This is a genomic window from Euryhalocaulis sp. (assembly GCF_013911995.1).
Lineage (GTDB): Bacteria > Pseudomonadota > Alphaproteobacteria > Caulobacterales > Maricaulaceae > Euryhalocaulis > Euryhalocaulis caribicus.
This window is the reverse complement of sequence record NZ_JACESD010000017.1, coordinates 17,246-41,896: the sequence shown is the minus strand read 5'-3', so window position 1 is coordinate 41,896 and position 24,651 is coordinate 17,246. Positions and strand designations below refer to the sequence as shown.

Genomic DNA, 24,651 nt, shown 5'->3' with positions numbered 1-24,651 from the left:
ATCTCCACTTTAAAGGCGGATCTGACGCCGCCTCTCCCTCACGTCAGCGTAAGCATGCGCCCGCCGAATGCGAGGGGCAAAACCGCGCGGCCCGCGTTTTCTTTTGGTTCAGCTGTTCGCCCCTTTGCGCTACAAGCGTGTTGAGCGCCGCCATCGCCATTCCCGAGTCATCATTCTTGGTCGTCTCCGCAATCATTTCCGCGCTAGTCGTGCTGGGCGCCCTTGGCGCGGCGGCCCTGGCGCTGACACGGCTGGCCGGGCCGCGTAACGGCGCGGCCTTCGTGGCCGGTTATCTGATTGCGTTTCTCGCCATCACCGCCGCCTTCACGGAGGCCGTGGGCCGGATTTCCTTTACCCGGCCCGCCTATGTCGCCGCCGCGCTGGCGCTGCTGGCCGCCGGTCTCGCCACACTCTATTTTTTGCGGGGGCAGGCGCGCTTACCCAGGCCCAGCCTTCCCTCCCCCGGCGCCATTCCCGCCATTGTCTGGCCGTTTGCAGCGGCGTGGATCCTGTTACTGCTCTATGGCGCTTACGCGCAGATCGTGACGCCCGCGAGCATCGGGGATGCGTTGCGCTATCATTTCGCCGCCCCCGTCAGCTGGGCGGCGATGGACCAGATCGCCTATGCCCCGGAAGCCGATTTTAGGATCAATCACTTCCCCCACGTCACGGGATTGCTCTGGGGCTTGCCGCTGGTCCTGACCGGCAGCGACATTCTCTCCGGCCTGTTTCCATTGCTATGCGTTTTCGCGCTCTGGCCCGCGGTGACCTATTTCATCGCGCGCAGTTTCGGCGCGGACGCCGCGCCGGCTTTCATTCTGTCCGTCACGGCCTCGTCCGCGCCGCTGGTCCTGTTGCAGGGCATGAATCACGGGGCCGATATTCTGTTCTGGGCGGCGTCCCTGACGGCCATCTTCACCGCGCTCCGTCAGGATCAGTTCAGACTGAACTGGATCATCTTCGCCGCCGCCGCGGGCCTTGCGCTGGGGACCAAGAGTTTTGGCGTCGTGACCGTCGCCTTCGCCGCCCTCATATGGTTCGTCCAGCGCATCCGGCTCAGCGATCAGACCGGGCGCTTTGCCGCGGTCGGCTCCGAAACGCTCGCCGCGGGCGCTGTCATACTCGTGATTGGCGGCGCGGTCTATCTGGCGAACCTGACAGGCTTCGGAAACCCGCTCTATCCTTATGACTTTCCCATAACGTTCGGGGCGAACCCGCTGCCGGAACAATTCTATGACAAGGGGGTCATCAGCACAGAGGCGTCCCATTGGAACGCGTTTCTGGCGATCGTGAAACTGGCCCCGCACCTGCTGCTGTCGCTTCCGCCCCTGGACCGGGATTTCATGGCGAATTCGGGCGGTTTCGGCGTCCTTGCGCCGGTGCTGACGCTGTCCTTCGCGGCGGCCACCGCCGTGTTCCACGCAAGGACCGGCTTCCGGGGACAGCCGGAAGCCGGGCGTTTTTATATTTTCGCCGCCGCCATCCTGGCGGCCAACGCCATCCTGATCACGCAATGGGGGTTTCAGGTCGCCCAGGAAGCCGCCGACAATTACTCGTCCGTGGGCCGCTATCAGGTGTTCTGGCTGGCGCTGCTGGCGGCGGGGCTGGCGCTGATGGTCACGAAGCTGCCGCGGGCGCGCCCCGGGCTCTATGTGCTTCTGGGCATTTGCATTCTTTATAACGCCCAGATCGTGACCCGCGGCCACGCGGTCTCTCTCGACTTTATAGACCGCCGTCTGGACGCGTTTCCGGACCGCACCGCGCAGGGCCTGCAGAACGAATATATGTCAGCCATGGTCATCCAGCTGCTGAAGCAGTTTCCGGAGGCCAATCTGCTTCTGATCAATTCCGGGGAGCACACTTACAGCTTTCATTTTCCGTCTTTCGAGCGGCGGGTCTTCGTGTCTCCCCTCAACAGCCCCAGCAAGAACATCCTGCGCCCCCGGTCCGGCGACCGCCGTATCTATGATGCTATTCTCGGCCGGGCGGAAATACCGGAGCAATGTGTCGGCATCGTCGCCCGGGCGCATCACATCGCCGGCCGCAACCCGTACCGCGCCGCCAATTACGCGCTGATCGACCAGACGGTTTTTGAAAACCGGGTCCGGTTCATTTTTGAATATCGCGGGGCGGCTTTCCTCGGCCAGGACACGCGTTTCCGGCTCATTCACACAACAACGCACCGCCGTCACCCGGCCAATGTCTATGAAGTCAGGGAAGACGCCGCGCCGCTCTGGCGCAGATTCGCCGATTGTCTGGAGAGCGGGCCAGACGCTGATCTTCAGTGAGGAAAATGGTGCCCGGGGACAGAATTGAACTGCCGACACGCGGATTTTCAATCCGCTGCTCTACCAACTGAGCTACCCGGGCCCCGTCGCGAATCCCGTTTGAGGGACAGCGTTCGCATGGGCGAGAGGCGCGCTTATAGGCGAGGCGAAAAGCCAAGCCAAGACCGCGCGGCGCCTAATTTCCATCCTCTTCCGTTTCGAGGCGGCTGCGCGGGTCCACAGGCTCCCCCGGTATGGCGTATTTGCCCTTCAGCCAGCGGCCAAGGTCGACGTCCGCGCAGCGGCGCGAACAAAACGGCTTGTAGCTCTTGTCGGCGGGATCGCCGCAGATCGGACAGGCGGGACTGGCTGTTTTACGGGGCATGCGGACCTTTTCTTATCGTTGCGGCAGGCTGACATCATTCTCGAAGCTGGAGGCGCTGTGCGTCCTGAACGCCAGGCTCGCCTCCGCCGGCGGCTGGATGCCGCCCTCATGCAGCTCCCCGCGCACCAGGCGCATCCCGAATTCGCCGATATCGGCGTCGCGCGTCGGCGCGCATTCGGCGCTGGCGGCGTGCATGGTGATCACCCGCCGGCGGCGCTCTGACCGGTTGCCAAGGCTCTTGTGCCAAGTGCGGGAATTGAACAGCACCGCATCCCCGGCCTTCACTTCCAGCACTCTCGCGCCTTCGGCCTCGTCCGCGCCCGGAATATGGAAACTGCCCATATTCACCAGCCCGTCCGGATATTCGTGCGCCGCCACCCCGTTCTTGTGAGACCCCGGCACCACGACCAGCGTGCCGTTCGACTCATCGGCGTCATCCAGCGGAATCCAGCAGCCCAGCACTTTCTCGTGCGGGCCGAACGGAAAATAAAAGGCGTCCTGATGGAAGGGATGCACCGCGTCGGCCACCATGGGCGGCTTGTAGATCATCATCATCAGGAAGGCGATCAGGTCCGGCCCCAGCAAGTCCTCCACCGGGTCCAGAAGCTTCGGCGTATAAGTGAAATCGCGGAAGGTCTGGTCGAACCGGTCCGGGTTCATCAGCTTCCACAGCCCGTCTTCGGGGTCTTCCGGCGCCGGAACAACCCCCTTGGCGATACGCACGTCGCGCATGATGCGGGACTTGGCCTCCGGCGGATATTCGCCGTGCGCCACCGCGCGGGCGCGCGCCTTGTAGGTCTCGATCTCGTCCGCAGAAAGCACGCCGGGGATGACGATATAGCCATCCTCCCAATAACCGGCGATCTGTTCAGCGCTCAGCACCTTGCCGTCTTCCATGATGTCCTCCCTCCCTAGCGGAGTTTCACGTCCGCCCTGTCGCGCGCGGCCTCCGGATCGTTCTCGATCACGAAGCGCGGGCCGAGTCTCTCGGTCATCGCGGCGCGCCAGCCGATTGTATCGCGCTTCAGCCAGCCAATCACCTCCGGCGCTGCGCGTAGCGTCAGTTGCGCGCCGCGATTGGCCGCCCCTTCCCGCTCCAGCGCCCGCAGCGCGGCCAGCGCCGCGCTCTCCACGCTCAAGGCCCCGTCCTCGTTCAGCATGATCTCCGCCAGCGGCCGTTCGGCCCGCTCGCGCGCGATTTCCATGATCCCGAAGCGCGACAGCCCGGCGAACTCCACCCGGCGCGGATCGTTCGCGAACGCCTTGCGCATGGCCGCGTCCGCCTCCTTGCGGGCCGGGCGCGGCAAATGCGGCAGGTCCACGGCCAACAGGCCGCCCAGCCCGCGCAACCGCGTCTGGAAAGCGATTTCCGCGGCGGCGTCGACAATCAGCGATTTGGTCGCGCGCGCCTTGCCGCCCTTCATTTCGCGTCCGCCGGAATCCACATCAATGGCGGTCAGCGCCCGCGTCGGCTCGATCCAGAGCGTCCCCCCGCCGGGGATCGCCGCCCGCGCGCCCAGGGCCGCATGGATCGTGTCGTCAATATCCGTCCGGTCCACGATTTCCGCCTGCCGGACGACAATCTCGTCCTCCGGAAAACGCGCGCCCCAGCTCGCCTCGCCGGACAACAGCTCCGGGGCGTTCGCGCCCGGCTCCGCCAGCGCCTCGAACACCATCAGCGGGCCTTTATCCGCGTGCGCCTCGGCCCGCACGCGCGCCTCCACGGCAGCGCCCTCGGTCACGTCTTTTCGGTCTTTCGAGAGCGGCATCCAGCCCGCAGGCCCCACGCCCAGTTCCACGAAGGCCCCGCCCCGCGCCCGGTCGATGCTGGCGACGCGGACGCGATAGCGAACCCCGGCGGCGGCGAAGCGGCCCGCCTCGCTCCAGCGGTCAACATGAATCTCGGCAATGCGGCCGCCTTCGATCAGGGCGGTGCGGGTCTCGCCCACCGCCGCGTCGATCAGCAACTCACGCATCGCCGTCATCGCCGGCAAGAATCGGATAGCCCCGCCCGCTCAACAGGCTGGCGGTCTCGTATAGCGGCAGGCCCACCACCGCCGAATGAGATCCATTGATATGGGTGACGAACATTTCGGCCATGCCCTGCACGCCATAGCCGCCCGCCTTGCCCCGCCATTCCCCGCTTTTCAGATAGGCGGCGATTTCGGCCTCGGTCAGGCGCTTGAACTTCACCTGCGTCTCGACACAGCGTTCAGACGCCGCGCCATCGGGCGCGATCAGGCAGATGGCCGTGATCACCGTGTGGCGGCGGCCCGACATCAGGGTCAGGAAGCGGCGCGCCTGCGCCTCATCTTCCGGCTTTTCCAGAATCCGCCGTCCCACCGCCACGACCGTATCTCCGGCCAGGGTGAAAGCGCCCTCTTCCGCCACGGCCCGCGCTTTCTCGCGCGCAAGCCGCTGCGCATAGGGGCGCGGCAGCTCAGCCCTGGCGGGCGTTTCATCAATGTCGGCTGGGCTGATCCGGTCCGGCGTGACGCCGATGCGGGCCAGCAGCTCCGCGCGACGCGGGCTGGCGCTGGCCAGGATCAGGGGCGCGTCCGCACGCATGCCGACGCGCGGCTTACTTGAAGCGATAGGTGATGCGCCCCTTGGTCAGGTCATAAGGCGTCATCTCGACCAGCACCTTGTCGCCGGCCAGCACGCGGATGCGGTTCTTGCGCATCTTGCCCGCCGTGTGGGCGATGATCTCGTGGTCGTTTTCCAGTTTCACCCGGAAGGTCGCGTTGGGCAGAAGTTCGACAACCTCGCCCGGAAATTCCAGCAATTCTTCTTTCGCCATGCGGCTCCTCTAACTCGGTAATTTTGCGTATTTGCGCCTGTATATGGCGCCTCAAAGCGGATTCGTCGATAGATCGGCGAAGCGCGCTGCAATCCGGCGGTCCAGATCGTCCCGCAGGGCGCGGAACGCCTCCAGCCGCCGCTCGCGCGATCCGGCCTCCATCGTGGGGTCGGGAATGGGCCAGAATTCAGTCTCGACCGACAGGCCCTTGGTGATTTCCTTCGCCCGCAGGTCGGCTTCCTGCGTCAGGCTGATAATCAGGTCGAAATTATTCTCTTCCAGGTCCTCGAACGCCTTGGCCTCGTGCCCGCTCATGTCCACGCCCAGCTCGTCCATCACGAATTCGGCGAAAGGGTCGGCCATGCCCGCCATGACGCCGCAGGATTCCACGTGCAGCCATTTGCCGAACCGCCGCCGCGCCAGCGCGGCCGCCATCGGCGAGCGGATGGAGTTCATGTTGCAGGCGAACAGCACGGCGGCGGGTCTGGAAGCGCTCATGTCACCACGCCCCGGCGCGACAGCGCGCAGATCAGCGTGAACAGCCGCCGCGCGGTGTCGAAATCCACCTCGACCTTGCCCGAAAGCCGCTCCTGCAACAGCTCCGACCCCTCATTGTGCAAACCCCGGCGCCCCATATCGATCGCCTCGATCCGGGAGGGGGCGGCAGTGCGGATCGCTTCGTAGTAGCTTTCGCAGATCATGAAATAGTCCTTGATGACGCCGCGAAAGGGCAACAGCGAAAGAACAAAGGTATGGACCGCCTCGCCTTCGGGCCGGCTGACCGCCATGACCAGCCGCTGGTCGGCCAGCGACAGATCCAGCTCGTAAGGGCCGGCGTCGCTGTCTTTGGGCTTGAAGCTGTTTTCTTCCAGCAAGTCATAGATCGCCACGCGCCGCTCATGCTCCGCGTCAGCGCTGGAGGCGGCCAGCGACGCCTTGTCCAGCCGCACCGCGACCAGCTTGTGCTCCGCGCTATCGCTCATGAACGCCTAGTCATCGGCGTGTTCGGGCGCGCGCCGCGTCGGCCAGGGCGCTGAGACATCGGCCAGCAGCGCATCGATACATTCTACCTCCAGCCGCATTTCACCGCCGCCGGAAAAGATCAGGCGCAAGGCCCCGCCCGGCGCTTCGCCCGGCTCGAACTCGATGGCCAGCAGCTCGACCACCGCCTCGGCGGCGTCGCGTTTCAGGTTTCTGGCCTTTGTATCCATCACGTCGTGGAAGCGCACGGCGCTGCGGACGCGCTGCTTGCGCCCCTGCTCCGCCGCTTCCCACTGGAAACGGTTGAACTCGGCGGTGAAATGACGCTCGGTCCGGTCATAGCGAAAATCGCCCAGCCGTCCGATCGCATCCTGAAGCGCGGCGGAGATGATCTTCAGATCCTCCGCATCCTCGGCCTTCAGCTTCAGCGGCTTGGGTTTCGCCATGGAATATCCTGTCCCTATTCGCCCGGGGCGCGCCGCACCTCGGCGCCCACCCGGCCCAGCTTTTCTTCCAGCCGCTCAAAGCCGCGGTCAAGATGATAGACGCGATTCACCTGCGTCTGCCCCTCGGCGACCAGCCCCGCAATCACCAGCGAAACCGAGGCCCGCAAATCCGTCGCCATGACCGGCGCGCCGACCAGGCTTTCCACGCCGCGCACCACCGCTTCGTTGCCATCGACGCGGATATTGGCGCCCATGCGGTTCAGCTCCGGCGCATGCATGAAGCGATTCTCGAAGATGTTTTCGCGGATGACCGAAGCCCCGTCGGCAATCGTCATCAAGGCCATGAATTGCGCCTGCAGATCGGTCGGAAACCCCGGATAGGGCTGGGTCGCCATATCGACCGAGTGCGGCCGGGCGGACGGATCGCGAGAGATCGTTACGCTGTCCCCGTTCAGCCCGATTTCCGCCCCCGCCGCTTCCAGCAGCGGCCACAGGGCGTGCAGATGCTCTTCCCGCACGCCGGTCAGGCGCACCTTGCCGCCGGCCGCGGTTGCGGCGATGGCGAACGTGCCCGTTTCGATCCGGTCCGGCACCACGGCGTAGGTCCCGCCCGACAGGCGCTCCACGCCCTCGATCCGGATCGTGGACGTGCCCGCGCCTTCGATCTTCGCGCCGAAACTGTTCAGGAAATCGGCCAGATCGACGATTTCCGGCTCCCGCGCCGCGTTCTCCAGAACGCTCTCGCCCTTGGCCAGCGCGGCGGTCATCATGGCGTGCTCGGTCGCGCCGACGGAAACGAACGGGAAGTTCACATGCCCGCCCCGCAGCCCGTCCGGCGCGAAGGCGTGGACATAGCCCGCTGACAACTCGATAGCCGCACCAAAGCGGCTGATCGCCTGCAGGTGCAGGTCCACCGGCCGCGCGCCGATGGCGCATCCGCCGGGCAGGGAGACTTCCGCCTTGCCCGCGCGCGCCAGAAGCGGACCCAGCACGTTGAAGCTGGCGCGCATCTTCCGCACCCGGTCATAGGGCGCCACGGTCGAGGTAATATGCGGCGCGTGAAGATGGGTGACATTGTCGCCCTCTTCATCCACCGCCATTCCCAGATCGCCCAGCAGATCGGCCAGAAAGCGCGTGTCGCGCAGCCGCGGCATGTTGGTCAGCGTGACCTTTTCGTCGGTCAGCAGCGCCGCCGCCATCAGCTTCAACGCCGAGTTCTTGGCGCCGGAAATCGGAATGTCGCCGTTCAGCGGCTTGCCGCCGCCAATGATAATGGAATCCATGATGCTCCGCGGGCGTTACGGGTTGAGAGTTTCGGGCCTTATGGCGTGATGAGGCGAAAACACAACGGCCAAGTGAAGGCGCGGTTCAGGCGTCTTTGCGGTTTTTTTCCTTTACCGCCTTGGACGCCTGCTTCCGGCGGCGGAGGTTTTTGCGCAATTCCTCCGCCAGCCGCGCCTCGCGCTCTTCCTTTTCCGTTTTTCCGTCTCCGGCCATGGTTCGACCCTGCGCCTTGCTATTTGCGGTAATCAAGCGGCGGCTCGCGGTCGCCCAGCAGCGCGTAATACTCGAAGTCCGGCCCGATCAGGGACTGGTACTCGTCCTTGGCGGACTGCAGCAGCGCCTCGTCCGTGTAGAGATCGGTCGCGGTCATCGCCAGCACCTTGGCGGCGTTGATCATGCCCTTGTGGCCGATGCTCATGCCGCCCGCCGCAATCGCCTGCCAGCTATGGGCCGACGTGCCGGGCACCCAGGTCGCCGTGCGCAGGCCCGCCGTCGGCGCGACCCAGCTGACATCGCCCACATCGGTGGAGCCATAGCTCTGCTCCATCTCGTAGGGATAGACCTCTTCCTGAGAGCCCAGCTCGATTTCCGGGCTGTCCAGGGATTCGCGGATTTTTTCGGCGAAGGCCAGTTCCTCGGCGTCATATTCCACGCCGCCGACTTCCTGCAGGTTTTCATGCATGCGCTTTTGCAGCGATTCATTGGCCAGAAGCGGACGGTTGCCGTGCATCACTTCCACGTCCACCTCGGTTCCCGTGCCGGTCGCGGCCCCTTCGGCGGCCTTCAGAACGCGCGCCCAGACCGCTTCCAGTCCGTCCACCTCGGGATTGCGGACATAGTAATAAACCTGCGCGGAATCGGGCACCACGTTCGGGGCTTCGCCGCCTTCGGTGATCACGTAATGAATGCGGGTTTCCTGCGTCACGTGCTCGCGCAGCATGTTGACCATCATGTTCATGGCCTCGACGCCGTCCAGCGCGCTGCGGCCCTTTTCGGGCGCGGCGGCGGCATGGCTGGAAACGCCCGTGAAGGTGAAACGTCCCGAACGGTTGGACAGGTTCGATCCCGGATTGGCCTTGTTCTGGTCCGAGGGGTGCCAGTGCAGCACCGTATCGACATCGCCGAACAGGCCCGCGCGCGCCATATAGACCTTACCCGAACCGCCCTCTTCGGCCGGCGTGCCATAGACGCGGATGCGGCCCGGCGTGCCGGTTTCTTCCAGCCAGTCGCGCACGGCCAGCGCCGCGGTGACCGAGGCCGACCCGAACAGATGATGGCCGCAGGCCTGGCCGGCGTGCTTGCCGTCAACAATCTCCCGCGTCGGCGAGGCGGATTGCGAAATCCCCGGCAGGGCGTCCATCTCGGCCAGGATGGCGATGACCGGACCGCCCTCGCCCCATTCGCCGATGAACGCGGTCGGGATGCCGGCCACGCCCTCCTCGATCTCGAACCCTTCGCTCTCCAGCCGCGATTGCAGCAGATCCGTGCTCTGCGTTTCCTGATAGCCGACCTCGGCCCAGTTCCACAGCTTCTCGGCGGTATCGACCGCCATATCTTCGCGTGCGTCCACGCGCTCGGCGACATAGTCATGGGCGTCCTGCGCAAAGGCGGGCGCGGCCAGAAGGGCGGCGGAAAGGGCTGTGGTGACAAGGCGCATGCGGTCTAACTCCCCGAAAGATTCATCTCTTCGATTTCGGGAGTCACGCTAGGGCGGCGCGGCGCGCTTCGCAATGCGGCGGGGACGTTCAGGCGCTAGCCGAAATACTCGCGGTCCAGCAGCCCGTAGAAAAGCGAATCCGACCAGCGCCCCTCCGACCAGTGGGTCTCGCGGTGCCGCCCCTCCAGCTTGAAACCGAGGGCGGGCAGGAAATCGCGCTTGGCGGAATCGAAGTCGTAAATCTCCGCCCACACCCGGTGCAGGTTCAGCTCCTCGAACCCGTAGCGCAGCAGCAGGCGCGCGGCGTCCGGCGCGAAAGTGTCGTCGATATAGAGATCGTCCGCGCCCAGATAGATGGAGAAATCGGCGGAGCGGCGCAGCCAGTCGATATAGCAAAGCCCGCACGCGCCCAGCAGCCGCCCGCTCGCCTTCTCGGCAATGGCGAACATGCGCACCCGGTCGTCCCTGCAGACCGTGTTCTCGTACCAGCCCTTCTGCATGGAAGGCGTGATGTCGCGATACTCGCGGAAATAGCGGCGCTGATCCGGATTGTTCCGCCAGACGCGCAGCGCCTCCAGATCCTCTTCAAGGATCTCCCGCAGCGCCGTATGGGTCCCGCTCATCATGCCAAATCGTCCCGCAGCAGGGCGGAGCCTTTCAGCTTGTCCGCCGTCAGCGTCGTCCCGACCACGTTGCCCAGCTCGAAGGGTTCGATGGAGCCCTCGGGGCGGGGCCGCAAAGCCTCCAGGTCGTCCTCGCCAATCGTCTCCCCGGCTTTCATCGCGCGGGTCAGGCGCAGGCAGCGGCGTTGCACCACCGCGCTGTCATGTTCGTTCGGCTCGATCCGCTTCACCCCGTCGCCCAGCGCCAGCTCCAGCTCCCGCGTGCGGTCCACCATTTCACGCCAGCTTTGCGGGTTCATGGAGAAGGGATGGTCCGGCCCGTCGCGATCATTGTCGTCGGTAAAATGCTTTTCCACCGCGCAGGCGCCCAGCGTGATCGCGCCCAGCACCGCCGCATGGCCCGGCGTGTGATCCGACAGGCCCAGCGGCAGACCCGGCCAGCGTTCGGCAAACCCCTTCAGCACGTTCAGATTCACATAGCCGAAATTCTTCGGATCGCCCGTGTAATTGGTGTTGCACTGCATCAGACAGATCTGCCGGGTCTCGGTCAGCGCCGCGTCCATGGCGCGCTCGACATCGCTCATGTCAGCCGCGCCCGTGGCGATGAAAACCGGCTTTCCGGTGCGCGCCACCGTGCGGATCATCTCCGTCCAGGCGATATCGCCGGAGCCGATCTTGTAGGCCTCCAGATGCGGCGCCATCAGCTCCACCGCCTGCAGGTCGTAGGGCGTCGTCATGTAATCGATGCCGGCCTTGCCGCATTCGGCGACCAGCGTTTCGGTCCAGTCGCGCGGCGTCTGGTATTTCTCGAAAATCTCGTAGACGGACTGTTTCCACTCGGACTGGTGGGCCATCTGACCGCCCAGCGCCTTGAAGCCTTCGTCGGAGACGATGTCGCGGGCCAGAAAATGCTGGAACTTGGCGCAGTCCGCCCCGGCTTCCTTCGCCAGGTGGATCAGCGAGACCGCGCGGTCTAGCTGCCCGTCATGCGAAGAGGCAATATCGGCGATAAAATAGGCCGGCGCGCCCCGCGCGACCGTCCGGCCATTGATTTCGAATTGTTCGTCCCATTCCATTCGGGCGCATTTCCTTCAATCGTGTCGGCCAGCGCCGCGCAGACCTCCAGAAGGTCCGGCAGCGGGCGGCCCAGTATGGCTTCGGCGCGGCGCACATCCAGCCCCAGGCTCAAGGCGCGCGGCGGCGTCATCCCCCGCGCCGTTCCGCGCTCCGCCCAATCAAGAACGATTCCCATCGCCGCGGCGAGGTCGTGAACGAACTCCCATTTGGAGGACACGTCGCTGGACGCCACGTTCAGCACGCCCGACGCCCCCGCCGCGTGCAGGTCCAGCACGGCCGCGGCCAGCGACTCCGCATCAATGGTGGAGGTGAAGAAATCCTCGAAAAGGGTCAGGCGGCGGCGCTCGCGGATGGAGGCGGCGGCCCAGTCGGCGAAAGTCGGCGTCTCGCGGCCCGGATTATGGCCGGTCACATTGGTCCGCACGACCAGCGCGCCGGGCGCTTCCAGCGCGTATTCCTCGCCGGCGAATTTCGATCGCGCATACTCGTTCAGCAGCGTGACCGGCGCGTCCTCGTCATGGGCCGCGTCGCCATCGCCGTCGAAATAATGGTCCGTGGAAATCTGGATCAGCGCCCCGCCGGTCTCCCGGCTCCAGCGGGCCAGATCGCCCACCGGCGCGGCGTTCACCGCATGCGCCAGCTCCGGGTCCGCCTCACAGGCTTTCAGGTCCACAATAGCGGCGGAATTGATAATCCCGTCTGGCTTCACCGCCTCCAGCGCGCCGGAAAGCCAGTTCGTCTGGCGTATATCGACGGGAAGGTCCGCGCCGCGCCGCGCCGCGGTGACCACGGAGTCGCCGCGCTGGCGGATTTCGGCGCTGATGGCCCGGCCAAGGGTCCCCGACCCTCCAAGGACGAGCCACCGCTTCACGCCGCCGGCTCCAGCGTCTTGCGCGCCGTGGTCAGGGTCGCCTTGGCGCCGGCCGTCAGCCGCGCCTCGTCCACCCGGCCTTCATTGGCGTTCAGCAGATGCGCGTTATCCATGCAGAAGCGGATCAGGGCCGGCGCGCTGACCGTCGCCGCCGCCTCGCCCAGCGCCGCGTAGATGTCGCGGCACAATTGCAGGTCTTCCGGGTAATCCAGCGTCCAGCGCAGACGCTCGGCCCCCTCCCCGGGGCCGAGCAGCGCGGCGCGGACCAGATTGGGATTGGTCCGCAGCCATGGCGTTACGTGTTCGCGGTCATAGGGGTCATGCGCTTTCCGGTCGGCCTCATGCAGAAGCGCGGCCGGAAAGATGTCGCAGTCCAGCCCGTGCGGAAATCTCGGCGGCATGTTGTTGCAGGCGTAATCGGCGCGGGAGCTGGCCAGCAATTGCGCCGTCTCGCCGCAAATCTGCGGATCGATGAACGGACAGTCGGAGGTCACGCGCATCACGGTCTCCGCCTCCGCCTCGCGCGCCGCTCTGGCGTAGCGGGACAGCACGTCCTTTTCGGACCCGCGGGAAACAAAATAACCCTTGTCGGCGGCGAACTCGGCCAGCTCGTCATCATCTTCGATGTCGGGAATGGCGGCGACCACCAGGTCCGCGCCGGGAATTTGCCTGCAACGGTCGAGACACCGCTCCAGCGCGGTTTTCGCGCCCAGCATTTCCAGAATCTTGCCCGGAAGCCGGCTGGACCCCGTGCGGGCCTGAACGATAACGGCGAAGCTCACGTGTCTCGCCCCCCTTGGTCTGGAGACGAAACAGACATTACAGGCGTGCGGCCTAATGAGCCGTTAACCAAAACCGGTCAGTTTCGACCCTGAAAACGAATCCGTCGAAGGGACGACCCGATCCATGACCGCCGAAACGGACCAGGCCAGCGCCGAGCGCAAGCTGGAAGCCCTCATCTCGCGCCGCGATTTCCGCGCCCCGCGCGCCGACCTCAACGGCAAGACCATTCTTGTCACCGGAGGCACCGGCTCTTTCGGGCACAAATTCGTCGAGACCGTGGTCTCTGAATACAAGCCGAAGAAACTGATCATCTTCTCCCGGGACGAGCTGAAGCAATACGAAATGGCTCAGCGTTTCCCGGTCGAGACCTATCCCTTCATGCGCTATTTCATCGGCGACGTGCGGGACGTCTCGCGCCTGACGCAGGCGATGCGCGACGTTGATATCGTCGTCCACGCCGCGGCGCTGAAACACGTCCCCATCGCCGAGTACAATCCGTTCGAGTGCATCAAGACCAATGTCATGGGCGCGGAGAACGTGGTCCGCGCCGCCATTCAGGCCGGCGTGAAACGCGTCTGCGCGCTGTCCACGGACAAGGCCGCCAACCCGGTCAATCTCTACGGCGCCTCGAAACTGGCCTCGGACAAGATCTTCACCGCCGCCGAGCATATGGGCGGCGCCGGCGGACCAGTCTTCTCGGTCGTGCGCTACGGCAATGTCATGGGCAGCCGCGGCTCGGTCGTGCCATTCTTCCGCAAGCTGATTGCGGAGGGCGCGGACTCCCTGCCCATCACGGACGCCCGCATGACCCGTTTCTGGATCACGCTGGAGCAAGGGGTGAACTTCGTCCTCTCCAGCCTGGAGCACGCCAAGGGCGGCGAAATCTTCGTGCCGAAAATCCCGTCCATGACCACGGTGGAGCTGGCCAAAATCCTCGCCCCGTCACTGGAGCAGAAAATCATCGGCATCCGCCCGGGCGAAAAGCTGCACGAAACAATGGTGCCGGAAGACGACGGGCGCTGGACCGTGGAGATCGAGGACCGCTACGTCATCCTGCCGGCCTTCTCGCCGGAGAAGAAACAGGCCTGGCTGGCCGACGGCGCCACGGAAACGCCGGAGGATTTCTCATACTCCTCCGACACCAACCCCGAACGCTTCGACGCCCGCGCCTTGCAGGCCATGGTCGAGAAAAGCTACGCGGCCTGAGCGGCCTTCATACGGGCGGCTACATCCAGCGCCCGCCAGCCGATCCCGATGCCCATAACCACCCGGACGGGGAAATAGACCAGCGCCGGCAGGCCAAACGGCCGGCGCACGAACCCGTCCGGCATGACCGCGGCCGCGTTCAACCAGCCGAAGATCACTAAAGCCCTGCGCATCATCTGCCCCCGCCATGCGGCGCCAGCCCTATTGCGCCCGGACGCCCGGCCACCTCAATGCGAAAAGCCCGCCGTTTCCGGCGGGCCCTTCATCATGACTACGCTGTCTGTTGAGCGGACTATCCGCCGCCGAACAGGGACAGGATGATCTGCGGCTGGCTGTTGGCGATGGAGAGCGCCTGAACGCCCAGCTGCTGCTTCACCTGCAAGGCCTGCAACTTGGCGCTTTCCTTGGCCAGATCCGCGTCGACCAGATTGCCCACGCCCACTTCCAGCGAGCCTTTCAGCTTGTCGACGAAGGAATTGTGCGCCTCGATCTTCTTCAGGTCGGAGCCGAGATTGGCCAACGCCTGGTTTACATTGTCCAGGCTCGCCTTGATCTGGGAGACCGCCTCGGTCGCCAGCGTCACGGTTCCAAGACTTGCCGAGGAGGACAGGGAAATGATGGAGCCGGAGAAGGTGAAGTCCTGCGTCTTCAGCGTCAGCGTGCGCGCCGCGTCCGCATCCGCCAGGAATTCAATGCCGCCGGAGATCGACCCGTCCAGAATGTTCGCGCCGTCAAACTCGGCGTTCTGGATGATGACATTAATCTGGTCGATCAGCGCCTTGAAATCGGCGTTATAGGCTTCGCGGCTGAACGTATCCAAGGACGGGTCCATGGCGGCGGTCGCCTTTTCCCGCATCTCCACCAGCAGGTCGGAGATGCTCTCCCCCGCAGCCAGCGCAATATCGGAGATCGAGTTGGCCCGATCCAGGCTCGTCGAAACGGCGTTTAGCGCCCCGGTATCGGCGCGCATGCCCTGCGCGACGGCGTAAACGGCGGCGTTGTCTTTCGCGCCGGATACTTTGAGGCCCGTATTGATGCGGTTTTGCGCCTGCTCAAGATGGACATTTGTCTTGTTCAAATTCTGCAGGGCGATCAGCGCCGACTGATTTGTGTGAACGCTAAGTACCATGGTCCTGCTCCCACTAAAGGCGAACGTAGTCTTCCCGCCCACGGAGCAATGGCCGTGCCAAGGTTAATCGATATCCTTAATGTCAATAATTTCAGTAACTTGGATAAAACAACGCCGCGCATTGCCAGAATGCGCGGCGGTCAGTGCGGCAATAAATGTCTGCTGATCCGGCAGTTTTGACCGACCCGGCGGCCTTGACCGTCAGACTTTCCGGTCGACGATCTGCCCGTCCAGCCCGCGGAAAAACTCCGACAGCTTCAGCATGTCTTCCCGCGGCCACTGGCGAAGCTGCTCGCCCGTCTCGCGGTTTATGATGCGATAGACGAACGCGCCTGTCGCTTCGTCTTCGTCGATCATCAGCTGGGCTTCGAGGTTCAGCGCGGCCCGGATTTTCTCCTGGAACTCGCGGTGACGGCGCTCCTGGTCCTGATCGTCCGCCCGGCGGACAATCTCGACATCAGAGGCGTAACGCGGCGGAACGATCCGCTTGTCGTCGCCCTGGGCCGTCTCTTCACGCTTTTCGGATTTCGCCGAAGGCGCGGCAATCAACGGCGTAACGGGTGATATTTCGCCATTCATGACACCACACGGCCGGTCCCGGACCGGCTCCTTCCACTTGTCAAAGCGCTAGGGGTCACTTCGTACGCGGCCGGCTTCGGCCCGGAAAAATGGAGTCGGCGGGAGCTGGACCCCTCTAGCTCCCGCCTCTCCGTGGAGCTTCCGTCTAGCGGAAGAGACCCAGAAGCGTCGACGGCGCCTGGTTGGCGATCGACAGGGCCTGAATGCCCAGCTGCTGCTTGACCTGCAGCGACTGAAGCTTGGCGCTCTCTTTGGCCAGGTCGGCGTCCACAAGGTTGCCGATACCGGTTTCCAGAGAGTCGGACAGCTTGCCTACGAAGGTGGAGTGGATCTCCAGGGACTTCGAGCCGGTGCCCAGACGCGCAAGCGCGTTATTGAGGTTGTCGAGGGAGGTCTCGATCGCGGTGACGGCGGCCGAAGCTTCCGTAACCGTGTCGACGTCAGCGGCGGAACCCAGCGTGACGACCGAACCCGACAGGGACAGGTCCTCGGAACCGACCGTGATCGTGTTCGTGCCGTCGGCGTTCGCAAGCGCGATGAAGCCGTCGGTTTCAGAACCGTCGATCAGGTTGGTGCCGTTGAACTGAGCGTTCTCGACAATGGTGCCGATCTGGTCGCGCAGTGCCGTGAAGTCTTCGTTCAGGGCGTCGCGGCTGGCCGTGTCCAGGGACGCGTCAGACGCGGCCAGGGCTTTCTCTTTCAGCTGGATCAGCAGGTCAGAGATGGCTTCGCCGCCGGAAAGCGCGACATCAACCGTGGACTGCGCACGGTCCAGCGACTGCTGGACAACGCCCAGACCGGCCACTTCGGCGCGCTGGGACTGGGCGATGGCAAAGATGCCGCCATTGTCCTTGGCCGAAGCGACTTTCAGACCGGTATTGATCCGGTTCTGAGTGGTCGAAAGCTCAGCGTTGGTTTTGTTGAGGTTTTGCAGGGCGACGAGCGCGCCCGGATTCGTATTGACAGTAACCATTCTTGGTTTCCCTTCCGTCGTTTTGACAGTTCCCCGCGCATTTTGCGCAGGGCAAGGGCGTTTTGCCCCCGAACCCTTTATCGCAATGACGGCGCCGTTTTCTTTTCGGGAAAGGTCTGATTAACCAAGAGCTTATAAATGTATGAGTATATTGCGGTTTATATCGCGCTCTCACTGAAATTCAGACATGCGTCATCGGCGGGTCGGTAAATTCGACCCGGCAAAAATTGCCTGCCCGGCAAGATTTTCTTGTTAGCGGACCCATTTCAAAAAAGGCGGCGGGGCCGCCGCGAGGGCGGCCCCGGCCAGTCGCGAACTTACTGGAAGAAGCCCAGGATTGATTGCGGCGCCTGGTTGGCGATCGACAACGCCTGGATGCCCAGCTGCTGCTTGACTTGCAGCGACTGCAACCTTGCGCTCTCTCTCGCCAGATCGGCGTCGACCAGGTTCCCGATGCCCGTATCCAGCTCGTCGCTCAGCTTGTTGACAAACGTGCTGTGGATCTCCAGCGCCTTCGACTTGGTGCCCAGCCGCGCGAGCGACTCGTTCACGTTCGTCAGGGAGGCGTCGATTTGGGTCGCGATTGTGCTGGCCTCGGAAGCGGTCCCGAAAGACGCCGTGGACGACACCGTCACGATGGAGCCCGAGAGCGTAAGGTCCTCGGATCCGACCGTAATGGTGTTCGTGCCTTCGGCGTTTGCGAGCGCCACGAAGCCGCCAGTTGACGAACCGTCGATCAGGTTGACGCCGTTGAACTCGGCGTTCTCCACGATGGTCGAAATCTGGTCGCGAAGCGCCTTGAAGTCCTCGTTGAGCGCGTCACGGCTTTGCGTGTCCAGCGACGCGTCCCCGGCTCCAAGGGCCTTTTCCTTCATCTGAATCAGGAGGTCGGAGATCGCCTCTCCCGCCGACAGCGCCACGTCCACAGTCGACTGGCCGCGATCGAGCGACTGCTCGACCACGCCATAGCCTGCGACTTCGGCGCGCATCTTCTGGGCAATGGCGAAGATGCCGCCATTGTCCTTCGCGGAAGCGACTTTCAGGCCGGTATTGATCCGGTTCTGCACTTCTCCGAGTTCCACATTCGTCTTGTTCAAATTCTGCAGGGCGATAAAGGCGCCCGGATTTGTGTTTACAGAATTGCTGATTGCCATTTTTGGGGTCCTTCCATTCTGGAATACGAGACCGGGACGCTTTTGCGGCCGGTTAGGGCATTTTGCCCCGGCCGGAGGATCGCAAACGCCATGCCGGTTTTCGCGCCGGAAAACCCGAAACAAGCAATTGAATTATTTGTGGAATTCAGATGCGCCAGATACAGGCGCAAGGGCGCGCGGCATCTCTTGCCGGGCGCGCGGGGAAAACCTGCCGGGCTGTGTCTAGCCCTGGCCGGCGCTGGAGCCGGGGGCCAGGCCCTGCATGATGGTGCGGTTGATATCGATCAGCGGCTCGAAATCGGCGCCGCTCTGCATCACCTCGCGCGAATATTTCCGCACGAACATGGACAGCGAGATAATCCCGGCCCGCAGTTCCTTGGGCAGGCCGTTGCCCTCCTGGGCGCAATCGGTGGCCAGCGCTGACCAGACGCTGCGGTTCCAGGCCAGCGCCGCGGCGCGTTTCTGCATTTCCTCGCGCGGCGCCTGCGACGCCTCGATCAGCGACCGCGTCACCTGTCCGAACAGCCGGTATTCCGTATCGCGCGGGTTTTCGCTGCGCGTCGTGCTCGACTGGTACGCTTTCTGATAGGCCTGAAGAGTCATTCCCTACCCCTTGAGCCGCTCGTCTTCGTAGGTGATCAGCTTGCGGCAGCGCAGCAGCGCCTTGTACAGCTCGCCCGCCATCACGTCGCGGCTGACGGAAACGCACTCGGCGAGGATCTCCGGATTGCTGAGCGCATTCATGAACTCGGTCATGCGCAGCACGAAGTCGTCGTAATATTCGCCGCTGTTTGTGCTCTGGTTCAGATACATCATCATCACCGGGAAATAGATGCGCCGCGCCGGCGAGGTCGCCTCGCCCTGCTGCATGATGTCCTTTTCCCGAAGTACGGACGCCTTGTTCTGCAGAACCAGGTTCGCCCGGCGGTCCCCGTTCTGCACGACCGCGCCGTTGAGAACGAACTTCTCGCCGGGTTTCAAAGACAGTTTCAAAGGCATTGGCGGGGTCTCGGGTCTTTCTAGCCCATACGGGCTTTCTGAATTGCAATTCTGATCAAGAGGAATGAATGAAAACTTTAGACGAATTTGGAATTTACACGAACCCTCATGGTTAATTGCGCCTTAACCGCCCGTCTCCAGTCTGGCCTTCGATTTATGATTCCATCCTAGTTTCGCGCCAGACGGGGCCGCTTTAAATGACGCCACAACAGGACCAGCCGGAGGGCCGCGCCCTCAAGGACGCCGCCGACCGCCGCCTGATGCCGGAAGTGGAGGCGGACAACGCCGCCCAGCGCAAGACGGTCGCCATCCTAAAGCGCGCCCTGAAAGCGGCGGAAACCCATAATGAAAAGGCGGTGGACCTGGCCCTGAAAGCGGTCGCCGCCGATCCTTCCAGCGGCCTCGCCCACCATGTCGCGGGCGTGACGCTGGACCGCGCCGGCCGGCTTTCGCAAGCGTTGCAGCATTACGAAAACGCCTGGCGCCTGACCCCGGAAAACGCCGACATCTACCAGAATCTGGGTCTGGTCGCCTGGAAGCTGGACATGGTCGACGCGGCGGAGAAATTTTTCCGCCTCTACCGCAAGATGCGCCCCAACTCGACAGACGGCGCGATCAATCTGGCCGGGGCCCTGCGCGACAAAGGCCAGTTCGACGACGCCGCGCAAATTCTCCAGACCTCGGTTTACGCCAATATGGCGGAGCCGACCCTGTGGAACGCGCTGGGAACCGTGCTGCTGGAATCCGGCGATCCGGGGCAGGCCGTCACCTTCTATAATGAAGCGATCCGCCTGGATCCCGATTTCGCGCGCGGCTGGCACAACCTCGCCTACGCGCTGGACCTGATTGGCGATCTTCCCGGCGCCATCTCGGCGTTCGAGAACGCGCTGGAAAGCCCGGCCTCCACCGGCGACGCGGCGGAGATGCGTCACGGCCTCGCCCATACGCTGCTGGCCGACGGTCAGGTGGCGCGCGGCTGGGACGAATACGCCGTCCGCCTGACCCGCGACTACAACAAATCCACCGTCTTCCTGATCAAGGCCCCGCGCTGGGAAGGCGATACGGGAGAACTGAAAGGCAAGCGCGTGCTGCTGGTGGGCGAGCAGGGCCTGGGCGACGAGATCCTGTTCATGAACGCCGCCCGCGACCTACAGGACGCCATCGGCCCGGACGGCGAACTGATGATCGCCTGCACGCGCCGCCTGGTCCCGCTGTTCCAGCGCTCCTTCCCGGACGCCCATGTCGGCCAGCACGGCACGTTCGAGGCCGAGGGCAAGAAATTCCGCGCCGTCACATGGCTGGAAGAGCACGGCGGCTGCGATGTCTGGCTGCCCATGGGCGAGCTGGCCCGCGCTTTCCGCGGCGAAACCGCCGCCTTCCCGGACCGCAGCGGATACATGACGCCGGACCCCGAACGCGTCGCCGCCATCAAGGCGCAGCTGGACGCCATCGGCCCCGGCCCGAAAGTCGGCATCGTGTGGAAATCCATGCTGATGACCACCCAGCGCTCGAAATTCTTCTCACCGTTCGAGCAATGGCGCAGCGTTCTGGAAACGCCCGGCGTCAGTTTCGTCAGCCTGCAATATGGCGACACGGCGGACGAACTGGCCCGCGCCGAAGCCGATTACGGCGTGAAGATCCACCAGCTCGACGATCTGGACCTCAAGGATGATCTGGACGGCGTCGCCGCCCTCGGCGCGGCGCTGGACCTGTCCATCGGACCGATGAACGCCTCCACCAACCTCGCCGCATCCACCGGCGCCGATGTCTGGTTCATCGCCTATAAGTCGCACTGGCCGCTTCTCGGCGCGGGCCGCCTGCTCTGGTATCCGCAGACGCGCGCCTTCTCCCCGGAAAACTGGGGCGACTGGAAGTCCACGATGGGCGATATCGCCAGCGCCCTCAAACAGCGCCTTTCAAAAGAAAAGGCGGCCTGACGGCCGCCTTTTCCTACCCCTCTACCGCGTCGAGCCGATCGGGCTGCCCGGCGGCGTTTCCGGGCCCGCAACCTGCGGGTCGGCCGCGCTGGCGGGGCGCGCCAGATGCGCCTCCACCCGGTCGGCCAGCCACGCCGCCGCCTCGCTGTCGGCCACCCGCAACCGTCCATAGACCCGCTTCAGCCGCGCCCGCGCTTCCGACCGCACGGAAAGCGAGGCCGCCATGTCCTGGTCCAGCGCGATCAGCGCGGAAACATAACGCCCCTGCACCGCATGACGAATCCGGGTCTGCCGCGCCGTTTCCTCTTCCCCCGGCGTGAACAGCGCCGCGTCCGCGGCGTCCAGCACCGCGCCAAAGTCCGGCGCGCCGCCTTCCGCCTGCGCCAGACGCTCCGCCCGCCGCGAATCCAGCAGCGACCCCAGCGTGATGTCCGCCGCGCTTTCCGCCGCCGCAATCAGATCGAAGGCCGGGGCGCTGCGATTCTCGAACAGCTCCCCGCCCGCCAGCTCCCGATCCGGATTGGCCGGCGCCAGTACGCCCAGCACCGCGTCATCCACGTCCAGCGCCTGCGGCGACAGCGTATCCAGCACCGCCGACAGCGCCCGGCGCTGATCCGCCGCGCCCACCGGCCGCGGCGGCTCCGCCCCGTCCCCGCGCGCCGCATAGGCGTAATCATAGCCGCCCATCATCTTGGCGGCCGCCGCGGTCTGGAAGCGGTGATACAGATAGATCGGCACGAACACCTCGCGCAGATCCGCCATCGGGTCGCCGGCCTGGATGCGGTCTGCGGCGAAACTGTCCAGCGCGATGCGGCGCACCCGCATCACATTGTTCAGCTCCCGCGCCGCGTCCGCGCCATTGTCCCAGACGCTGGTCCTGGCGTGGCCCGTCCCGGGCGCGCGCCCGTCGCCATCGGCGATATAGACCAGGCCCTGCTCCCGCGCGTCCTCGACCATATTGTCCAGGAACGCCCGCTCGTTCTCGCCCTCGGGCGCGTCGTCATAAAGCCAGGTGATCGCGAACTTGTCCCATTCGCCGATCCCGACGTCATAGGCGTCGGAGAAATCCAGCGTCCCGTCGCCGCGCGCCTTCACCCACGGCGCGGGATAATCCATCACCGATTGCCGGTCATAGGCGCTGGCCGCGAAATTGTGATGCACGCCGATCGCGTGCCCGACCTCGTGCGCCGAAAGCTGGCGGATGCGGTCCAGCGCCAGCTCCACCGGGTCGTCGTCTTCGCCGGTGCCGACCTTCGCGGTCCCGGCCAGCCCTTCGAAAATCATCCGGTCCTGCCGCACGCGCTGGGAGCCGAGGATCACATGACCCTTAATGCGCTCGCCCGTGCGCGGGTCCACCACGCCGCCGCCATAGGACCAGCCGCGCGTCTGGCGATGCACCCACTGAACCACGTTGTAACGGGCGTCCAGCGGATGCGCGCCTTCCGGCAATTCTTCCACCACAAAACCGCCGGGATAGCCCGCCGCCTCGAACGCCTCGCCCCACCAGGACGCGCCCTCGATCAGCGCGCTCTTCACCGGCTCTGGCGCGCCCGGATCGATATAATAGGTGATCGGCTCGCCCTCGGTCTGGCGGTGCCGCACGGCGTAGCGTTTCACCACAGCCTCATCCAGCGGCGCGGAATAATCATAGAAAGCCGTATGGATGGTCCCGACGCGCGGGTCGAATTCCCGCGGCTCGAACCCCTCGCCCGGCAGCCGCACAAAGGAATGATGCTGGCGCAGCGTCACCGCGTTCGGGTTCGCCGCCGTCGCCCGCACTTCCGGCCCCGGATTGGCGGAGGCGAAGGTCAGGAAGGAATCCAGCTCGACATTGTCGGGGAATGTCAGAACCGATCCCGGATCGACCATCGACCGGCCCGCGTCCAGCGCAAACCCGGCCCCGTCCTCGTCCATCGCCCCGGCCAGCTGCAGCCCGTCCTGGCTCACCATGCCGCTGATATCGGTCAGCACGGCCCCGTCCGGCCCGCGCCCGATAATCTCGCCCGACCACAGGAAAGAGTCCGCGAAGGATTCATCCACCGCATCCTGCTCCAGCGGATTATCCGCGGTGGCGCGATAGCGGGTATTCTCGGCAGCCACGACCAGTTTCGGCCCCACCACGCGGAACGTCACCAACTGTCCGGAATCGCCCCAGCCCCGGTCCAGCCCCAGCGGGTTGGAGCCCAGCCCGGCCGACAGCCGCTGCGCATAGATGGCCGTCAGGGCCACGCCGTCCTCGCCGGGCGCGGGCAGTTGGGCCAGCACCCGGCCCTCCTCCGCATCCACCCAGACGTCAAAGAACCCGTCCTGCTTCTCCAGCCCCGCAACCGCCTCGTCATAGGCGCTTGCGCTGTCGGCGCCCGTATCGTCACAGGCCGCCGCCAGAACCAGAACCGCGCAAATTACCGCTATTCGCATGTCGCTCCCCGAAACCGTCAAAACTTCGACGCGCACCTTGGCGCAGCGTTCCGGTCCGCGCAAATCGCATCTGGGCTGACGTTTACGTCACCCGCTTGCGGCCTTGCCGCGCGCGGTCTCCGCCCCTAGCTTCGCTGCAATTGCGAAGGTTCGGAAACAGGCAAAAGGCAAGGCTACATGGCGCGTTTCGAGGGCACGGAAAATTACGTCGCGACCGAGGATCTGCGGGTCGCGGTCAATGCGGCGGTGGCGCTGGAGCGCCCGCTTCTGGTGAAGGGCGAACCAGGCACCGGCAAGACGATGCTGGCCATAGAGATCGCCAAGTCCCTCGGCTGTCCGCTGCTGGAATGGCACATCAAGTCCACCACCAAGGCCGCCCAGGGCCTCTATGAATATGACGCCGTGGCCCGCCTGCGCGACTCCCAGCTCGGCGATGACCGCGTCCACGACATTTCCAACTATATCCGCCGCGGCAAGCTCTGGCAGGCTTTCACCTCGGAAGAGCGCCCGATCCTGCTGATCGACGAAATCGACAAGGCCGACATCGAATTCCCCAACGACCTCTTGCAGGAGCTCGACCGCATGGAATTCCATGTCTACGAGACCGGCGAGACGATCACGGCGAAACAACGCCCCATCGTCATCATCACCTCGAACAACGAGAAGGAGCTGCCGGACGCCTTCCTGCGCCGCTGCTTCTTCCACTACATCGCCTTCCCGGACGAAGAGACGATGAAGGACATCGTCGAGGTGCATTTCCCGGACATCAAGCCGCGCCTGGTCTCCGAGGCGATGAAGGCCTTCTTCCAGCTTCGCGAGGCGCCGGGCCTGAAGAAGAAGCCCTCCACCTCCGAACTCCTCGACTGGCTGAAACTGCTGGTGGTCGAGGATATCGACCCCGAGACCATCCGCGAGAAGGAACCGAACAAGCTCCTGCCCCCGCTCTACGGCGCCCTCCTGAAGACCGAACAGGACGTGGAGCTCTTGCAGCGCCTGGCCTTCATGGCCCGCCGCGAAAGCCGGACGCAGTAGTCACGCAATCGCCATTTGACCGCGCCCGGCGCGGCGCCGTCTAATCGGCA

The 24,651-nt window shown here is 64.6% G+C and carries 26 protein-coding genes and 1 tRNA gene; 4 read left to right on the top strand and 23 right to left on the bottom strand.

All coding sequences use genetic code 11. The annotated features are described in order from the left end of the window. The first annotated feature begins 176 nt into the window (after window positions 1-176). Window positions 177-2,288, top strand: a complete 2,112-nt coding sequence (locus H2040_RS06460) for a hypothetical protein (RefSeq protein WP_287156074.1) — start codon at window positions 177-179, stop codon at window positions 2,286-2,288. Between the two features lie 6 nt (window positions 2,289-2,294). Here the strand turns inward: H2040_RS06460 and H2040_RS06455 are convergent. The 15 genes from H2040_RS06455 to H2040_RS06385 form a co-directional block, all read right to left on the bottom strand. Beyond that, window positions 2,295-2,370 (bottom strand) — tRNA-Phe (locus H2040_RS06455). Window positions 2,371-2,463: 93 nt separating this feature from the next. Then, window positions 2,464-2,652, bottom strand: coding sequence for a DNA gyrase inhibitor YacG (locus tag H2040_RS06450; protein ID WP_022697163.1), 189 nt, complete (start codon window positions 2,650-2,652; stop codon window positions 2,464-2,466). 12 nt (window positions 2,653-2,664) lie between these two features. Beyond that, a complete protein-coding gene (locus H2040_RS06445; RefSeq protein WP_287156073.1) occupies window positions 2,665-3,549 on the bottom strand; it encodes a phytanoyl-CoA dioxygenase family protein in 885 nt (294 codons plus the stop codon). Window positions 3,550-3,563: 14 nt separating this feature from the next. Continuing rightward, window positions 3,564-4,628: a ribonuclease E/G gene (locus H2040_RS06440; RefSeq protein WP_287156072.1), complete on the bottom strand. Its 1,065-nt coding sequence runs from the start codon at window positions 4,626-4,628 to the stop codon at window positions 3,564-3,566. After that, window positions 4,621-5,220: a Maf family protein gene (locus H2040_RS06435; protein WP_022697166.1), complete on the bottom strand. Its 600-nt coding sequence runs from the start codon at window positions 5,218-5,220 to the stop codon at window positions 4,621-4,623. Before H2040_RS06435 ends, H2040_RS06440 begins: the two co-directional genes overlap by 8 nt. Window positions 5,221-5,233: 13 nt before the next feature. Next, a complete protein-coding gene (gene infA, locus H2040_RS06430) occupies window positions 5,234-5,452 on the bottom strand; it encodes a translation initiation factor IF-1 (protein ID WP_022697167.1) in 219 nt (72 codons plus the stop codon). 51 nt (window positions 5,453-5,503) lie between these two features. Continuing rightward, complete coding sequence (locus H2040_RS06425) at window positions 5,504-5,950, bottom strand: arsenate-mycothiol transferase ArsC (protein WP_022697168.1); 447 nt, start codon at window positions 5,948-5,950, stop codon at window positions 5,504-5,506. Beyond that, window positions 5,947-6,435, bottom strand: a complete 489-nt coding sequence (locus H2040_RS06420) for a UPF0262 family protein (RefSeq protein WP_287156070.1) — start codon at window positions 6,433-6,435, stop codon at window positions 5,947-5,949. Before H2040_RS06420 ends, H2040_RS06425 begins: the two co-directional genes overlap by 4 nt. Window positions 6,436-6,441: 6 nt before the next feature. Then, entirely contained in the window at window positions 6,442-6,879 is a 438-nt protein-coding gene (locus tag H2040_RS06415) for a DUF2948 family protein (protein WP_022697170.1), read from the bottom strand. Between the two features lie 14 nt (window positions 6,880-6,893). Further along, window positions 6,894-8,162, bottom strand: coding sequence for a UDP-N-acetylglucosamine 1-carboxyvinyltransferase (gene murA, locus H2040_RS06410; RefSeq protein ID WP_287156066.1), 1,269 nt, complete (start codon window positions 8,160-8,162; stop codon window positions 6,894-6,896). Between the two features lie 233 nt (window positions 8,163-8,395). Beyond that, on the bottom strand, window positions 8,396-9,820 hold the full coding sequence (locus H2040_RS06405) for an amidohydrolase (protein WP_287156062.1): 1,425 nt from the start codon (window positions 9,818-9,820) through the stop codon (window positions 8,396-8,398). Window positions 9,821-9,915: 95 nt separating this feature from the next. Further along, entirely contained in the window at window positions 9,916-10,443 is a 528-nt protein-coding gene (locus H2040_RS06400) for a GNAT family N-acetyltransferase (protein WP_287156061.1), read from the bottom strand. Further along, on the bottom strand, window positions 10,443-11,519 hold the full coding sequence (locus H2040_RS06395; protein WP_287156060.1) for an N-acetylneuraminate synthase family protein: 1,077 nt from the start codon (window positions 11,517-11,519) through the stop codon (window positions 10,443-10,445). Before H2040_RS06395 ends, H2040_RS06400 begins: the two co-directional genes overlap by 1 nt. Further along, a complete protein-coding gene (locus tag H2040_RS06390) occupies window positions 11,417-12,391 on the bottom strand; it encodes an SDR family oxidoreductase (protein WP_287156058.1) in 975 nt (324 codons plus the stop codon). Before H2040_RS06390 ends, H2040_RS06395 begins: the two co-directional genes overlap by 103 nt. Then, window positions 12,388-13,173, bottom strand: a complete 786-nt coding sequence (locus tag H2040_RS06385) for a cytidylyltransferase domain-containing protein (protein WP_287156056.1) — start codon at window positions 13,171-13,173, stop codon at window positions 12,388-12,390. The genes H2040_RS06390 and H2040_RS06385 overlap by 4 nt, the downstream gene beginning before the upstream one ends. Window positions 13,174-13,297: 124 nt before the next feature. Here H2040_RS06385 and pseB point away from each other — a divergent pair, with 124 nt between their 5' ends. After that, window positions 13,298-14,380 carry a UDP-N-acetylglucosamine 4,6-dehydratase (inverting) gene (gene pseB / locus H2040_RS06380; RefSeq protein WP_022697178.1) on the top strand — a complete coding sequence of 361 codons (1,083 nt, stop codon included), beginning with the start codon at window positions 13,298-13,300 and terminating at the stop codon, window positions 14,378-14,380. Here pseB and H2040_RS06375 read toward each other — a convergent pair. The 7 genes from H2040_RS06375 to flbT form a co-directional block, all read right to left on the bottom strand. After that, on the bottom strand, window positions 14,368-14,553 hold the full coding sequence (locus H2040_RS06375) for a hypothetical protein (RefSeq protein ID WP_287156055.1): 186 nt from the start codon (window positions 14,551-14,553) through the stop codon (window positions 14,368-14,370). The two genes, pseB and H2040_RS06375, sit on opposite strands and share 13 nt — an antisense overlap. Window positions 14,554-14,672: 119 nt before the next feature. Beyond that, window positions 14,673-15,509, bottom strand: a complete 837-nt coding sequence (locus H2040_RS06370) for a flagellin (protein ID WP_287156054.1) — start codon at window positions 15,507-15,509, stop codon at window positions 14,673-14,675. A 201-nt stretch (window positions 15,510-15,710) separates the two neighbouring features. Next, entirely contained in the window at window positions 15,711-16,088 is a 378-nt protein-coding gene (locus tag H2040_RS06365; RefSeq protein ID WP_022697181.1) for a flagellar protein FlaG, read from the bottom strand. A 145-nt stretch (window positions 16,089-16,233) separates the two neighbouring features. Continuing rightward, the gene (locus H2040_RS06360; RefSeq protein ID WP_287156053.1) at window positions 16,234-17,061 is read right to left on the bottom strand and encodes a flagellin; all 828 of its coding nucleotides are present in this window, start codon (window positions 17,059-17,061) and stop codon (window positions 16,234-16,236) included. Window positions 17,062-17,378: 317 nt separating this feature from the next. Beyond that, window positions 17,379-18,215, bottom strand: coding sequence for a flagellin (locus H2040_RS06355; protein WP_287156052.1), 837 nt, complete (start codon window positions 18,213-18,215; stop codon window positions 17,379-17,381). Between the two features lie 222 nt (window positions 18,216-18,437). After that, the gene (gene flaF / locus H2040_RS06350; RefSeq protein ID WP_287156050.1) at window positions 18,438-18,818 is read right to left on the bottom strand and encodes a flagellar biosynthesis regulator FlaF; all 381 of its coding nucleotides are present in this window, start codon (window positions 18,816-18,818) and stop codon (window positions 18,438-18,440) included. Between the two features lie 3 nt (window positions 18,819-18,821). Then, entirely contained in the window at window positions 18,822-19,214 is a 393-nt protein-coding gene (gene flbT, locus H2040_RS06345; RefSeq protein ID WP_022697185.1) for a flagellar biosynthesis repressor FlbT, read from the bottom strand. A gap of 197 nt (window positions 19,215-19,411) precedes the next feature. Here flbT and H2040_RS06340 point away from each other — a divergent pair, with 197 nt between their 5' ends. Further along, on the top strand, window positions 19,412-21,151 hold the full coding sequence (locus tag H2040_RS06340; protein ID WP_287156046.1) for a tetratricopeptide repeat protein: 1,740 nt from the start codon (window positions 19,412-19,414) through the stop codon (window positions 21,149-21,151). 21 nt (window positions 21,152-21,172) lie between these two features. Here H2040_RS06340 and H2040_RS06335 read toward each other — a convergent pair whose 3' ends face one another. Then, on the bottom strand, window positions 21,173-23,569 hold the full coding sequence (locus H2040_RS06335; protein WP_287156044.1) for a zinc-dependent metalloprotease: 2,397 nt from the start codon (window positions 23,567-23,569) through the stop codon (window positions 21,173-21,175). A 177-nt stretch (window positions 23,570-23,746) separates the two neighbouring features. Between H2040_RS06335 and H2040_RS06330 the strand changes: the two genes are divergently transcribed. Further along, window positions 23,747-24,601 (top strand): AAA family ATPase, encoded by an 855-nt coding sequence (locus H2040_RS06330; RefSeq protein WP_287156041.1) that lies wholly within the window; start codon window positions 23,747-23,749, stop codon window positions 24,599-24,601. The last annotated feature ends 50 nt before the right edge of the window (window positions 24,602-24,651 follow it).

Coding starts and splice junctions, on each gene's coding strand:
- H2040_RS06450 (WP_022697163.1), bottom strand. CDS start 2,652: ATGCCCCGTAAAACAGCCAGTCCCGCCTGTCCGATCTGCGGCGATCCC.
- H2040_RS06445 (WP_287156073.1), bottom strand. CDS start 3,549: ATGGAAGACGGCAAGGTGCTGAGCGCTGAACAGATCGCCGGTTATTGG.
- H2040_RS06440 (WP_287156072.1), bottom strand. CDS start 4,628: ATGCGTGAGTTGCTGATCGACGCGGCGGTGGGCGAGACCCGCACCGCC.
- H2040_RS06435 (WP_022697166.1), bottom strand. CDS start 5,220: ATGCGTGCGGACGCGCCCCTGATCCTGGCCAGCGCCAGCCCGCGTCGC.
- infA (WP_022697167.1), bottom strand. CDS start 5,452: ATGGCGAAAGAAGAATTGCTGGAATTTCCGGGCGAGGTTGTCGAACTT.
- H2040_RS06425 (WP_022697168.1), bottom strand. CDS start 5,950: ATGAGCGCTTCCAGACCCGCCGCCGTGCTGTTCGCCTGCAACATGAAC.
- H2040_RS06420 (WP_287156070.1), bottom strand. CDS start 6,435: ATGAGCGATAGCGCGGAGCACAAGCTGGTCGCGGTGCGGCTGGACAAG.
- H2040_RS06415 (WP_022697170.1), bottom strand. CDS start 6,879: ATGGCGAAACCCAAGCCGCTGAAGCTGAAGGCCGAGGATGCGGAGGAT.
- murA (WP_287156066.1), bottom strand. CDS start 8,162: ATGGATTCCATTATCATTGGCGGCGGCAAGCCGCTGAACGGCGACATT.
- H2040_RS06405 (WP_287156062.1), bottom strand. CDS start 9,820: ATGCGCCTTGTCACCACAGCCCTTTCCGCCGCCCTTCTGGCCGCGCCC.
- H2040_RS06400 (WP_287156061.1), bottom strand. CDS start 10,443: ATGAGCGGGACCCATACGGCGCTGCGGGAGATCCTTGAAGAGGATCTG.
- H2040_RS06395 (WP_287156060.1), bottom strand. CDS start 11,519: ATGGAATGGGACGAACAATTCGAAATCAATGGCCGGACGGTCGCGCGG.
- pseB (WP_022697178.1), top strand. CDS start 13,298: ATGACCGCCGAAACGGACCAGGCCAGCGCCGAGCGCAAGCTGGAAGCC.
- H2040_RS06375 (WP_287156055.1), bottom strand. CDS start 14,553: ATGCGCAGGGCTTTAGTGATCTTCGGCTGGTTGAACGCGGCCGCGGTC.
- H2040_RS06370 (WP_287156054.1), bottom strand. CDS start 15,509: ATGGTACTTAGCGTTCACACAAATCAGTCGGCGCTGATCGCCCTGCAG.
- H2040_RS06365 (WP_022697181.1), bottom strand. CDS start 16,088: ATGAATGGCGAAATATCACCCGTTACGCCGTTGATTGCCGCGCCTTCG.
- H2040_RS06360 (WP_287156053.1), bottom strand. CDS start 17,061: ATGGTTACTGTCAATACGAATCCGGGCGCGCTCGTCGCCCTGCAAAAC.
- H2040_RS06355 (WP_287156052.1), bottom strand. CDS start 18,215: ATGGCAATCAGCAATTCTGTAAACACAAATCCGGGCGCCTTTATCGCC.
- flaF (WP_287156050.1), bottom strand. CDS start 18,818: ATGACTCTTCAGGCCTATCAGAAAGCGTACCAGTCGAGCACGACGCGC.
- flbT (WP_022697185.1), bottom strand. CDS start 19,214: ATGCCTTTGAAACTGTCTTTGAAACCCGGCGAGAAGTTCGTTCTCAAC.
- H2040_RS06340 (WP_287156046.1), top strand. CDS start 19,412: ATGACGCCACAACAGGACCAGCCGGAGGGCCGCGCCCTCAAGGACGCC.
- H2040_RS06335 (WP_287156044.1), bottom strand. CDS start 23,569: ATGCGAATAGCGGTAATTTGCGCGGTTCTGGTTCTGGCGGCGGCCTGT.
- H2040_RS06330 (WP_287156041.1), top strand. CDS start 23,747: ATGGCGCGTTTCGAGGGCACGGAAAATTACGTCGCGACCGAGGATCTG.